The sequence below is a fragment of the Geodermatophilus sp. SYSU D00779 genome, assembly GCF_054050595.1.
On record NZ_JBJGZQ010000015.1, the window covers coordinates 63,467 to 76,205 of the forward strand.

Below are 12,739 nucleotides of genomic sequence, written 5' to 3' on the forward strand. Positions count from 1 at the left end.
GTGCTGCGCTCCGTGGACTCCGCGCCGTGCTGGTGCTGCGCTCCGTAGACTCCGCGCGGTGAGCCTCCGCCTGTACGACACGGCCGCCCGCGCGGTCCGCGACTTCACGCCCCTGCGTGCCGGGCAGGCCTCCGTCTACGTCTGCGGGCTCACCGTGCAGGGGCCGCCGCACGTGGGACACGTGCGCTCGGCCCTGGCCTTCGACGTGCTGCGCCGCTGGTTGGCGCACAGCGGCCTCGAGGTCACCTACGTCCGCAACGTCACCGACATCGACGACAAGATCCTCGCGAAGGCGGAGGCCGCAGGCGTGCCGTGGTGGGCCTGGGCCTACACCAACGAACTCGCGGTCACCCGCGCCTACGACGTCCTCGGCGTGCTGCCGCCGACCTACGAGCCGCGCGCCACCGGGCACGTCCCGGACATGGTGGCGCTCATGGAACGGCTCGTCGAGCGTGGCCACGCCTACGCGGTGGACGGCGACGTCTACTTCGACGTCCGCTCCTTCCCGGAGTACGGCGCGCTGACGCGGCAGAGGGTGGAGGACCTGGAGCCGGCCGCGGACACCGACACCGACGAGCGCAAGCGCGACCCCCGCGACTTCGCGCTGTGGAAGGCGCACAAGCCCGGCGAGCCGGAGACCGCGTCGTGGGCCACGCCGTGGGGCCGGGGCCGGCCGGGCTGGCACCTGGAGTGCTCGGCGATGGCCGAGCGGTACCTGGGGCCGCAGTTCGACATCCACGGGGGCGGGCTGGACCTGCGCTTCCCGCACCACGAGAACGAGCAGGCCCAGTCGCGCGCGGCCGGCGACGGGTTCGCCCAGTACTGGCTGCACAACGGCTGGGTCACCCTCGGTGGTGAGAAGATGAGCAAGTCGCTGGGCAACACCGCGCTGGTCGACGAGGTGGTGCAGCGGGTGCGGCCGGTCGAGCTGCGCTACTACCTGGTCACGCCGCACTACCGGTCGACGATCGAGTTCACCGACGCCGCGCTCGCCGAGGCCGGCGCGGCGTACCGGCGGCTGGAGTCGTTCGTGAAGCGCGCCGCCGAGCGGGTGGGGGCGGACGCGGGCAAGGCCGAGCCGGCGCCGGAGTTCACCGCGGCCCTGGACGACGACCTGGGCACGCCGGCCGCGGTGGCCGCCGTCCACGAGGTGGTGCGGCAGGGCAACACGGCGCTGGCCGAGGGGGACGACGAGGCCACCGCCGCGGCGCTCGGCTCGGTGCGGGCGATGCTCGGCGTCCTGGGGCTGGACCCGCTCGACCCGCACTGGTCCGCCGCCGGCGTGGACGACCGGCTGACGGAGGTGGCCGACGGGCTCGTCGCCCTCGCCCTCGAGCAGCGCCAGGCCGCCCGGGCGCGCAAGGACTACGCAACAGCGGACGCGATCCGTGACCAGCTCGCCGCACTCGGCGTCCAGGTCGAGGACACCCCGCAGGGACCGCGATGGGAGCTGAGTCGCTGATGGCCGGCAACAGCCAGCGCCGGGGGCGCACCACCGGCGCGCACAAGAAGGGCGCCTCCGGGGGCACCGGCGGCAAGGGCCGCCGCGCGCTCGCCGGCCGCGGCGCCACCCCGCCGGCGGAGATGCGCCCCGGGCACCCCGCCCAGCGGCGCGCGGTCGCCGACGCCCGGCGCCGGGCCGAGCGCGACCGCAGCCGGCAGCGCGCGGAGGAGGCGCCCGAGCTGCTGCTCGGCCGCAACCCGGTGGTCGAGGCGCTGCGCGCGCAGATCCCGGCGACCGCCCTGTACGTGGTCACCGGAGACACCCGGGCGGCGACCGACGAGCGGATCACCGAGGCGCTGCACCTGGCCAACGACCGGGGGCTGCCGCTGCTGGAGGTCGGCAAGGCCGAGTTCGACCGGATGTCCGGCGGGGCGCTGCACCAGGGCATCGGCCTGCAGGTGCCGCCCTACCAGTACGCGCACCCCGACGACCTGCTCGACCTCGCCCGCGACTCGGGCCGCCCACCGCTGGTGGTCGCGATGGACGGCGTCACAGACCCGCGCAACCTCGGCGCCGTCGTCCGCTCGGCCGCGGCGTTCGACGCGCACGGCGTCGTCGTGCCGCAGCGGCGCTCGGTCGGCATGACCGCGTCGGCCTGGCGCACCAGCGCCGGCGCCGCCGCGCGGCTGCCGGTGGCCCGTGCGGTCAACCTGGCCCGCGCGCTGGGCTCCTACCAGGACGCCGGGCTGATGACCGTCGGCCTGGCCGGGGACGGCGACGTCGACGTGCACGACTTCGACGGCTTCGCCGACCCGCTGGCGCTGGTGGTCGGCGCCGAGGGTGCGGGGCTGTCCCGGCTGGTGCGCGAGCGCTGCGACGTCGTCGTGCGCATCCCGATCGCGCGGGACACCGAGTCCCTCAACGTCAGCGTCGCCGCGGGCATCGCCCTCTACGCCGCAGCGAGTGCCCGGCGGTCCTCCGGACCGCACCGCGGCCAGGAGCCGTCCCCCTGACGCGCTGAGCCCCTGGCCCCGTCCCGCGCCGGCCCCGTCCAGAGGCTCGCCGCGAGCTCGCGACCGGTAGGGGGCGGGGTCCTCCCACGAAGGGCGTGGAGGACGGGTTCCTCCTGCTCCTCACGGACCCTCCGGGCCCACTCGTCGACGGCCCCGCGGGGCGGCGTCCCGATGGGCAGCCACACGAGCGGGCTGGTTGGTTGGGGACATGTCCTCGTTGACGTCCGTGGTCGGAGCCGCCACGGCCACCTTCTCGGCCGCGCTCGTCGTCGCGCCCCGGGTGCTCATCGGGCCCACCGGGATGCCCGACACCGCGCAGACGCGGGCCCTCGTCCGCGCTCTCGGCGCGCGGGACGCCGTGATCGGCCTGGCGATGCTCACCGCGGCTCGGGTCCTCAGCGACTGCGCCGACGCCGCCGTCCTGCCCTCGGCCGTGCCGGACCGGGGCAGGGCGGCCGCGCTGGGGGTCTCCGCCGCCGCCTGGGGAGCGCTCGCCCTCGCGACTGCCGTGCTGGACCGGCGCGCCGGCCGCTGAAGACCCGGTCCAGGGCCTCCTCGATCGGCGGAGGGTGACCTGGAGGCGGCCCCGTCCAGGGGCCCGCCCCGAGCATGCGAGGGGTGGGGAGGACGGGGTCCTCACGCGAGCAGCTGGGCCACGGTGTAGATGACCAGGCCGGCCAGGCCGCCGACCACGGTGCCGTTGATCCGGATGAACTGCAGGTCGCGGCCGACCTGGAGCTCGATGCGGCGGCTGGTCTCGTCGGTGTCCCAGCGGGCGACCGTGCTGCCCACGAGGTCGGCCACGTCCCCGGAGAAGCGCTCCACCAGGTAGCCCGCGATGCCGTGTGCGTGCCGCTGCACCAGCTCGCGCACCCGCTGCTCGGTCTGCAGCAGCTGGGCCGCCTCGCGGATCAGCCCCGCCACGCGGGCCCGCAGCGCCGAGCCGGGGTCGGCGGCCGCGGCCAGGGCGGCGTCCTTGAGGTGGGTCCACAGCGATCCCGACCAGGTCCGGACGGCGGGGTGCTCGAGCAGCTCCTTCTTCAGCTCCTCCACCCGGGCGGCGGTCGCCGGGTCGGTGCGCAGCGCGTGCACGTAGGCGCGCAGCCGGGCGTCGTAGGCGCGCCGCAGCTCGTGCCGGGGGTCGTCGCCGACCTCCTCGAGGAAGTCCTGGATGCCGGCGAACGCGCGGTCGAACACCCGGTCGTCCACCCAGTCGGGCACCCAGGCGGGGGAGGCGTCGCCCAGCTGTGCCCGGAAGACGACGCGGTTGTCCTGCAGGAACCGGGCCAGTCCGCGCAGGCCCGCCGAGAGCACCTCCTGGTGCCGGTCGCCGTCCACCACGAGCTCGAGGACCCTGGCGACCACCGGGGCGGCCGGGGTGGCGTGCAGCTTGCGGTCGACGAGGCCGGCGACGGCCGGCCGCAGGTCGTCGTCCTTGAGCAGGCCGGCGACCGAGTGCAGCACCGCCCCGGCGTCGCCGGCCAGGCGCTCGGCCCGCCCGGGTGCGGCGAGGAACGCACCCAATCGGCCGGGCACGTCGATGGTGGTCAGCTTGTCCTCGACCACGGCGCGGGTCAGGAAGTTCTGCTGGACGAAGGCGCCCAGGCTCGCGCCGATCTGGTCCTTCTTGCGCGGGATGATCGCCGTGTGCGGGATCGGCAGCCGCAGCGGGTGCCGGAAGAGCGCCGTGACGGCGAACCAGTCGGCCAGCGCGCCGACCATGGAGGCCTCGGCGGTGGCCCGCACGTACCCGACCCAGGCGCCGGTCTCCGGCCCGAGGAGCACGCAGGTCAGGAAGACCGCGGCGGCGAGCAGGAACAGACTGGTCGCCAGCCGCTTCATGCGGGCCAGGTCGCGGGCCCGCTCGGGGTCGTCGAGGGACGCGGCCAGCGGAGCGCTCGGGGGACTCGACGACACCCCACCTAGCTTAAGAGGGCGGCCTCGTCCAGGGGCCCGCCCCGAGCCCTGACGGCCTCCTTGCAGTGGAAGGAGCCCGTCCTCCTCGCCGCTCGCAAGCTCGCGGCGAGCCTCTGGACGGGGCCTGGCGCGAGCCTGCGAGTGGGCGGGGGGCAGGGGGGTCTTCCACGAGGGGGACGAGGTCCTCCATCAGCCCTCGCTGGCGCCCAGGGTGACGTCGACCTGCTGGGTGTCCTGCCCGCGGCGCACGGTGAGCGTCACCTGGTCGCCGGGGGCGGCGCTGCGGACGGCGGCGGTCAGCTCGGTCGAGGTGGTCACGACCCGGTCGCCGACCGCGGTGACGACGTCGCCGGCCTGCAGCCCCGCGTCGGCGGCCGGGGTGCCCGGCTGCACCTGCACCAGCTGGGCGCCGGTGCCGACCTCGGACTGCTGCGGGTCCGCGGCGGTCTGCGCGCTCACGCCCAGGTAGGTGATCTCGGCCGACCCGTCGGCGATGAGCTCCTGGCCGATCCGCTTGGCGGTGTTGCCCGGGATGGCGAAGCCGACGCCGATGTTGCCGCTCTCCGTCGACTGGCCCGGCGCCCCGGAGGCCACCGTGGCGATCGCGGTGTTGATGCCGACCACCTCGCCGGCGCCGTTGACCAGGGCGCCGCCGGAGTTGCCCGGGTTGATGGCCGCGTCGGTCTGCAGCGCGTCGATGACGGTGGCGTCGCCCTCGGTGGAGCCGGTGGCCACGGCCCTGCCCGTGGCGCTGATGATGCCGTCGGTCACGGTGTCCGACAGGCCCAGCGGGGCGCCGATGGCCACGGCCAGGTCGCCGACCTGCACGTCGTCGGAGTCGGCGAAGGTCGCCGGGGTCAGGCCGGAGGCGCCCTCCAGCTTCAGCACGGCCAGGTCGTAGACCGGCTGCGTGCCGACGACGGTGGCGTCGTAGAGGGTGCCGTCGGAGGTGCGCACCGAGACGATCCTCGAGCCGGCGCCGTCCAGGCTGACCACGTGGTCGTTGGTGAGCACGTAGCCGTCGTCGCTGAGGACGACGCCGGAGCCGCTGCCCGAGCCGGAGGCGCCGGTGACGTAGACGGTGACCACGCTGGGCGCCGCCTTGGCCGCTGCCGCGGTCACCGCGGTCGCCGTCTCGGGGTTGGTGATGGTGACGTTCTGCGCGGCGGCCGTGCCACCGCCGCTGCTGCCGTCCGAGCCGTCGGCGAGCAGGGCCACACCCGCTCCGGCGCCGCCGCCGATCAGGGCCCCGGCGAGCAGGCCCGCGACGCCGATCCGCCACCGGCCGGCCCTACGGGGCGGCTGGGGCGCGGGTGCGACCGGGCCCGGCTGCTCGAACGGCGGCTGCTGCCCGGGGAGGGTGTCGTGCCCCGGGGTGGCCGTCCCCGTCGCCTGCTGACCCGGCGCCGCCTGCCCGTGGGCGGGCTGCTGCGGCCAGGCCGGCGGCGCCCAGGGGCCCGGCGCCGGGTGGGGGGTGCCGTAGGGGTTCACGTGTCCTCGTCCTCCTCGTGGGCGGTGGTCCACCGCCCTCCGACGACCACGGTGGTCCGCGCCGCTGACCCGACGCTGACGGTCTCCTGTGAGGTGCCTGGACGTCTCAGCGGGGGACGTCGGGGAGCAGCCGGCCCCTCGCCACCAGCTCCACCACCGTCCACACGGCCGCGACCTGCGCCGCCAGCAGGCCGACGAGCACCAGCAACTGGGCTGCGCCGGCCTCCAGCGGGCTGCCGCCACCGAGCAGTACCCCGACGAACGCGCCGGGCAGCGTGACGAGCCCGACGGTGCGGGTCTGGTCCAGCGGCGGCATTAGCGCGGTGGCCGCGGCCGGCCGCAGCACCTCGCGGACGGCGTCGCGCTGCAGGAACCCCAGCGCCAACGCGGCCTCGACCTCGCCGCGGCGGGCGGCCAGCTCCTCCCGCAGCCGGCGGCCGGCCAGGGACGTCGCCGTCATCGCCCCGCCGACGAGGATCCCGGCGATCGGGATGACCGCCTCACCGCGCAACGGCACGGCGCCGCTGGCGAGCACCAGGGTGACCACCGGGACGGCGCCGACCAGCACGGGGACGGCGGCGGAGCCCACCCGGCGGGCGACGCCGGCGCTGCGAAGGGCCAGCCCGGTGGCCCGCCCGGCCGCGGTGACCGCCGCGACGCTGACCATGAGCAGCACGAACAGCGCCGAGAGGGCCAGCGAGCGCACGACGACGAGCAGCACCGCCGACACCGCGGCCAGCTGGACGGTCGCGCGCAGCGCGGCGACGACGACCGGGCGGTCCTGGCCGAGGCCGGAGAGCCGGCCGGCCACCGCGGCGAGCGCGGTCAGCGCGGTCAGCGTCACCACGAGCCGGGGGCCGAGGTCGACGACGGAGGAACCCACGGGCGGTGATCTTGCCGGGCCCCTCCTCCGCCGCCCGCCAGGGGAGGGCGGCGGCCCCGTCCCGGGCTCCGTCGGCCACCCTCCAGGGGCCCGCGCCGGGCCCGCGAGGCGTGGGGGGAAGGGTGGTCCTCTCAGCCGACGGCGATGATCTCCTCGCGCGGCTCCTTGCCGGTCACCCGGTGCACCGGTGGCACGAAGGCCATCGGCGAGGTGCAGTGCCGCAGCAGCCAGCGGTGCAGCCCGTCCATCGGCCGGTGCAGCAGCCCACCGTGGCCCGCGCTCATCGAGAGCAACGGGGTCGGGCAAGCCGCGGCCAGCACCCGCCCACCTGTCGGGCCGGGCACCGGGGTGTGGGTCGCGCGCAGGTCCGGCCAGCGCTCGGCCCACCGCGAGGAGTCCGCGGCCCACGCGCCGCCGTCGTCCGCCCGGGTGTGCAGTACGAGCAGCGGCCGGTCGGTCCGCAGCGCCTCCTCGGCGGCGAAGACGGCCACCGGTTCGTCGTCCTCCCGCTCACCGAGGCCGAGCACCGCCACGTGCGGCCGGGAGCCGGTGCCGCCCGGCCGGGACCGCGGGACGACGACCACCGGGCGGGGCGAGCGGGCGGCGACCTTCTGGGCGACCGAGGCGAGGACCATCTCGTCGGCCGCACCGGTCGTGGCGATGCCGAGGACGACGAGCTGGGCGTCCTCGGCGGCCTGCAGCAGCGCCTGCACCGGCTCGCCGGGCACCACCTCGGTGGAGATCTCGAGCGACGGCACGGTGTGCCGGGCGAGGGTGTACGCCTGCGCGGTGGCACCGCGCGCACGGGGCAGGTCGCCCGCGGGGGAGCCGGCCACGCCCCGGTGTCCCAGGTGCGGGGTGGCGTGCACGATCCGGAGCGGCGCGTCGCGGCGGGCGGCCTCCTCGGCGGCCCAGCGGACCGCTCGGAGCCCGCACTCGCTGCCGTCGGCGCCGACCACCACGGGCGGCGGCTGCGGGTCGTCGCCCGCCGGGCCGGGCGCGGGCAGCGTCCCGGCTGGGGTGGGGGTCGTCGTGGACACGGGCACCTCCGGATGACGGTCGTCCCCCGTGGGTGCCGTCGAGGTTCCTCGCCCGGGGCCTGCGTGGGAAGACGGTCCCGCCACGGAGGGTGCAAGAGGCGTGCGGATGGGTAGGGGCGGGACCCGGGTCGCCGCTCGTCGGTGATCGCCCGGCCTCCCGAGTCCGGTCCTCCCTGGAGGGTGCCCCGTGTCCACCCGCGGTCCGCTTCCCCGCCTCCTGTTCTGGCCCGGCGCCGTCGCCGGCGCCGGGCTGGCCGTCGTCGGCGGCCTGGCCCTGCGACCGCCGGGCCTGGTCGCGGTGGGGCTCGCCGCGCTGGTGTCCGCCTGCCTGGCGGCGGGGGTGGCCCGCGAGTCCCGCCCCGGGCAGCAGGCCGTCGTCGACGCGGCCTGGAAGGCAGGGGTGGCGACCGTCGCGGTCCTGCTGGTCCTGTCCGGGACCGCCGTGCTCGGCGGGGCGGTGCTCACCCTGATGGTCGCCGGGGTGGCCGCGGGCACGTGGACCGTCGTCTGGCTGGTCCGCAGCTCCCCGAGGACGTCGCCGTCGGCCGTCGCCGGGGCCCGCCAGCCCGCCGTCCCGCTGCCGCCGGTGTCCTCGCTGTCCACCGAGGCGCTCGGACAGGAGTGGGTCCGGACGACGACGGCGTTGTCCGGCCCGCTCGACGCCCGCACCCGCGAGGCGATCGTCGTCCGGCGCGAGCAGACCCTCGACGAGCTCGAGCGGCGCGACCCCGACGGCTTCGCCCGGTGGCTCTCCAGCCTCCCGCTGGCCGGCAGCGACCCCAGCGGTGACCTCAAGCACGGTGACGCCGCGGCCTGAAGAAGAAGGACCCCGTCCTCCCCACCCCTCGCAGGCTCGGGGCGGTGCCCTGGACGGGGCCGCCCGCTCGGGTTCCATCCCGGCGCGTCCGACGAAAGGGAGTCGACCGGACGGGGGCGGTCGGTGACACTGCGGCGTGCTCGTCACCCTGTCCACCACCCACGTGCCCGCCACCGACCTGGGCTTCCTGCTGCACAAGAACCCCGCACGGGCGCAGCAGGTCGAGGTCTCGACCGGCACGGCGCACGTGTTCTACCCGGAGGCGGACGAGCACCGCTGCACCGTCGCCCTGCTGCTCGAGGTGGACCCGATCGGGTTGGTGCGGTCGGCGCGGGCCGGGAGCCCGGAGGGTGCGGCGCTGGCCCAGCACGTCAACGACCGGCCCTACGCCGCCTCCAGCCTCCTGGCCGTCGCACTGGGCAAGGCCTTCGCCAGCGCCCGCCGTGGCGTGAGCAGGGAGCGCCCCGGGCTGGTCGACGTCGCGCTGCCGCTGGAGGTCCACGTCCCCGCGCTGTCCTGCCGGGGCGGGACGGAGATGGCGCACCGCTTCTTCGCCCCGCTGGGCTGGCGGGTCGAGGCGACGGCGGTGCCGCTGGACGAGACGTTCCCCGGATGGGGCGACTCGTGGTACGTCGACCTGCGGCTGACCGGTGAGCTGCGGCTGGCCGATGCGCTCAACCACCTCTACGTCGCCCTGCCGGTGCTCGACGACGCCAGGCACCACTGGATCGGCACCGACGAGATCGACAAGCTGCTGCGCGCCGGCTCGGGCTGGCTGGCGACCCACCCGGACCGCGACCTGATCACCCGCCGCTACCTCGGCCACCGGACCGCGCTCACCCGCCGCGCCATCGAGCGGCTGGCCGAGGTCGACGACACCGCGGTCGAGACGCTGGACGACGCCACCGCTCCTCCGGACGCGGCGGCGGGGGGCCCGCGCACGGCCGAGCACGAGGAGGACGCCGGGCGTCCGGTGCCGCTGGCGCTGCAGCGACACGGTGCGGTGCTGGCCGCCCTGCGCTCGGCCGGCGCCCAGCGGGTCGTCGACCTCGGCTGCGGCGCCGGCGCGTTCCTCCAGGCGCTCCTGGCCGAGTCGGCGTTCACCGAGGTCGTCGGGGTCGACGTCAGCGCCCGGGCGCTGGAGGTGGCCGCCCGGCGGCTGCGGCTGGACCGGCTGCCCGAGCGGCAGCGCGTACGGATCCGGCTGCTGCAGAGCGGCCTGACCTACACCGACGCCCGGCTGCGCGGCTACGACGCCGCCGTGCTCATGGAGGTCGTCGAGCACCTCGACCCCGGCCGGCTGCCGGCGCTCGAGCACGCCGTCTTCGGCGCCGCCGCCCCCACGACCGTCGTCGTGACGACGCCCAACGCCGAGTACAACGTCCGGTTCGAGGGGCTGGCCGCCGGCGCGTTCCGGCACCGCGACCACCGGTTCGAGTGGACTCGCCGGGAGTTCGCCGGCTGGGCAGCCGCCGTCGGGGAGCGCTACGGCTACGCCGTCCGGCTGCTCGGTGTCGGGGACGACGACCCGGAGGTCGGCACCCCCACCCAGATGGCCGTGTTCACCCGGCGTGCGGTGGGGGTGGCCGCATGAGCGCCGGACCGCGCACGGTCGTCGTCCCGGAGCTGAGCCTCGTCGTGCTGATCGGGGTGAGCGGGTCGGGCAAGAGCACGTTCGCGCGCCGGCACTTCGCGCCCACCCAGGTCCTCTCCAGCGACTCCTGCCGGGGTCTGGTGGCCGACGACGAGAACGACCAGTCGGCGACCCCGGCGGCCTTCGCGCTGCTGCACCACATCGCCGGCATCCGGCTGCACGGTGGGCGGCTGACGGTCGTGGACGCCACCAACGTCAAGGCCGAGGACCGCGCGTCCCTCGTGCGGCTGGCGCGCGAGCACGACGTGCTGCCGGTGGCGATCGTCCTCGACGTGCCGGAGAGCGAGTGCCTGGCCCGCAACGCGCTCCGCCCGGACCGGGACCTGGCACCCGGCGTGGTCCGCCGGCAGCGGGCCGACCTGCGCCGGGGCCTGCGCGGGCTGGGCCGGGAGGGCTTCCGCAAGGTGCACGTGCTGGACGGCACCGAGGAGATCGAGCGGGCGGTCGTCACCTACGAGAAGCAGTACAACGACCGGCGCGAGGACACCGGTCCGTTCGACGTCATCGGCGACGTGCACGGCTGCCGCACCGAGCTCGAGGAGCTGCTGGGCGCGCTCGGCTACGACCTGCGCCGGGACGAGCAGGGTCGAGCGGTGGACGCCGAGCACCCGGCCGGGCGCCGGGCGGTCTTCGTCGGCGACCTCGTCGACCGCGGCCCGGACTCGCCCGGCGTGCTGCGGCTGGTCATGGGCATGGTCGCCGCCGGCCACGCGCTGTGCGTCCCCGGCAACCACGAGGACAAGCTGGTGCGCGCCCTGCGGGGACGCAACGTGCAGGTCACCCACGGGCTCGAGCGCACGCTGGCCCAGCTCGAGGCCGAGGACGAGGGGTTCCGGCGCGAGGTCGAGGAGTTCTGCTCGGGTCTGGTCAGCCACTACGTCCTCGACGGCGGGGCCCTCGTCGTCGCGCACGCGGGGCTCAAGGAGTCGCTGCAGGGCCGCTCCAGCGCCCGGGTGCGGGACTTCGCCCTCTACGGCGAGACGACCGGGGAGACCGACGAGTTCGGTCTGCCGGTGCGCTACCCGTGGGCGACCGAGTACCGCGGCCGCGCGACGGTGCTCTACGGGCACACCCCGGTGCCGACACCGGAGTGGGTGAACGACACCCTCTGCCTGGACACCGGCTGCGTCTTCGGTGGCCGGCTCACCGCGCTGCGCTACCCCGAGAGGGAGCTGGTCAGCGTCGCGGCGCGGCAGACGTACTACGAGCCCGCCCGCCCCTTCCTGCCCGCGGAGGACGCCGCCCCGCCGGTCGAGGCCCGACGTGCCGACGGCGTCCTGGACGTCGACGACGTCCTCGGCAAGCGGGTCGTCGAGACCCGGCTCGCCGGGCGGGTGACCGTGCGGGAGGAGAACGCCGCGGCCGCGATCGAGGTGATGAGCCGCTTCGCGGTCGCGCCGGAGCAGCTGCTGTACCTGCCCCCGACGATGAGCCCCTCGGCCACCTCCACCCGGCCGGGGCTGCTCGAGCACCCGGCCGAGGCCTTCGCCCACTACCGCGGCGAGGGCGTGGCCGAGGTGGTCTGCCAGGAGAAGCACATGGGTTCCCGCGCGGTGGCGCTGGTCCGCCGCGACGGCAGCGGCGTGCTGCACACCCGCACCGGCCGCTCCGTCTTCGGCCCCGAGCTCACCGCCGCGTTCCTGGCCCGACTCGGCGCCGCCGTCGACGAGGCCGGGCTGTTCGCGGAGCTGGGCACCGACTGGGTGCTCCTGGACGCGGAGCTGCTGCCGTGGTCGGTCAAGGCGGGGGACCTCATCCGCTCCCAGTACGCGGCGGTCGGCGCCGCGGCGCGGACGGCGCTGCCGGCGGCGGTCTCGGCACTGGAGCAGGCGGCCGCGCGGGGCCTGGAGGTCGCCGACCTGCTCGACCGTCAGCGCCGACGGACCGCCGACGCCGAGGCCTTCACCGGGGTCTACCGGCGCTACTGCTGGCCGACCGACGGGCTGACCGGCGTCGCGTTGGCGCCGTTCCAGCTGCTGGCCACGGCGGGGACGACGTACGCCGACCGGCCGCACGCCTGGCACCTGGCGCTCGCCGACCGCCTCGCCGAGAGCGACCCCGAGCTGGTCCGCGGCACCCGCTGGCTCCCCGTCGACGTCACCGACCCGACGAGCGAGGCCGAGGCGACGGCGTGGTGGGAGGAGATGACCGCCGCCGGTGGCGAGGGCATGGTCGTGAAGCCCGCGGCCAACCTGACCCGCGGCCGACGCGGCGTGGTGCAGCCCGGGCTGAAGGTCCGCGGACGCGAGTACCTGCGGCTCGTCTACGGCCCGGACTACACCGAGCCGCAGCACCTCGAGCGGCTGCGGGAGCGCTCGCTCGGGCGCAAGCGCGGACTCGCCCTCCGGGAGTACGCGCTCGGCGTGGAGGGACTGGAGCGGTTGGCCCGGGGCGAGCCGCTGTGGCGGGTGCACGAGTGCGTCTTCGCCGTCCTGGCCCTGGAGTCCGAGCCGGTCGACCCGCGGCTCTGACCCGTCGTT

General features: G+C 76.2%; 10 protein-coding genes. 6 read left to right on the forward strand and 4 right to left on the reverse strand.

What is annotated here, in order from left to right:
- Positions 1–58 precede the first annotated feature (58 nt).
- From cysS to ACI79G_RS13800, 3 genes are all read left to right on the forward strand, one after another.
- Positions 59–1,462 carry a cysteine--tRNA ligase gene (gene cysS, locus ACI79G_RS13790; RefSeq protein ID WP_456881689.1) on the forward strand — a complete coding sequence of 468 codons (1,404 nt, stop codon included), beginning with the start codon at positions 59–61 and terminating at the stop codon, positions 1,460–1,462.
- Positions 1,444–2,457 (forward strand): 23S rRNA (guanosine(2251)-2'-O)-methyltransferase RlmB, encoded by a 1,014-nt coding sequence (gene rlmB / locus ACI79G_RS13795; protein WP_456881690.1) that lies wholly within the window; start codon positions 1,444–1,446, stop codon positions 2,455–2,457. Before cysS ends, rlmB begins: the two co-directional genes overlap by 19 nt.
- 208 nt (positions 2,458–2,665) lie before the next feature.
- Positions 2,666–2,992, forward strand: coding sequence for a hypothetical protein (locus ACI79G_RS13800; protein ID WP_456881691.1), 327 nt, complete (start codon positions 2,666–2,668; stop codon positions 2,990–2,992).
- Between the two features lie 101 nt (positions 2,993–3,093).
- On the opposite strand, the gene ACI79G_RS13805 is transcribed toward ACI79G_RS13800, so the two are convergent.
- From ACI79G_RS13805 to ACI79G_RS13820, 4 genes are all read right to left on the reverse strand, one after another.
- Positions 3,094–4,374, reverse strand: a complete 1,281-nt coding sequence (locus tag ACI79G_RS13805) for a DUF445 domain-containing protein (RefSeq protein WP_456881692.1) — start codon at positions 4,372–4,374, stop codon at positions 3,094–3,096.
- Between the two features lie 189 nt (positions 4,375–4,563).
- Complete coding sequence (locus ACI79G_RS13810) at positions 4,564–5,865, reverse strand: trypsin-like peptidase domain-containing protein (protein WP_456881693.1); 1,302 nt, start codon at positions 5,863–5,865, stop codon at positions 4,564–4,566.
- 106 nt (positions 5,866–5,971) lie between these two features.
- Positions 5,972–6,748: an ABC transporter permease gene (locus ACI79G_RS13815; RefSeq protein ID WP_456881694.1), complete on the reverse strand. Its 777-nt coding sequence runs from the start codon at positions 6,746–6,748 to the stop codon at positions 5,972–5,974.
- A 131-nt stretch (positions 6,749–6,879) separates the two neighbouring features.
- Positions 6,880–7,788 carry a universal stress protein gene (locus ACI79G_RS13820; RefSeq protein WP_456881695.1) on the reverse strand — a complete coding sequence of 303 codons (909 nt, stop codon included), beginning with the start codon at positions 7,786–7,788 and terminating at the stop codon, positions 6,880–6,882.
- Positions 7,789–7,975: 187 nt separating this feature from the next.
- Between ACI79G_RS13820 and ACI79G_RS13825 the strand changes: the two genes are divergently transcribed.
- The 3 genes from ACI79G_RS13825 (at position 7,976) to ACI79G_RS13835 (ending at position 12,730) form a co-directional block, all read left to right on the forward strand.
- The gene (locus tag ACI79G_RS13825; protein ID WP_456881696.1) at positions 7,976–8,605 is read left to right on the forward strand and encodes a hypothetical protein; all 630 of its coding nucleotides are present in this window, start codon (positions 7,976–7,978) and stop codon (positions 8,603–8,605) included.
- A 136-nt stretch (positions 8,606–8,741) separates the two neighbouring features.
- Positions 8,742–10,199, forward strand: a complete 1,458-nt coding sequence (locus ACI79G_RS13830; RefSeq protein ID WP_456881697.1) for a 3' terminal RNA ribose 2'-O-methyltransferase Hen1 — start codon at positions 8,742–8,744, stop codon at positions 10,197–10,199.
- A complete protein-coding gene (locus ACI79G_RS13835; RefSeq protein ID WP_456881698.1) occupies positions 10,196–12,730 on the forward strand; it encodes a polynucleotide kinase-phosphatase in 2,535 nt (844 codons plus the stop codon). The genes ACI79G_RS13830 and ACI79G_RS13835 overlap by 4 nt, the downstream gene beginning before the upstream one ends.
- Positions 12,731–12,739 lie beyond the last annotated feature (9 nt).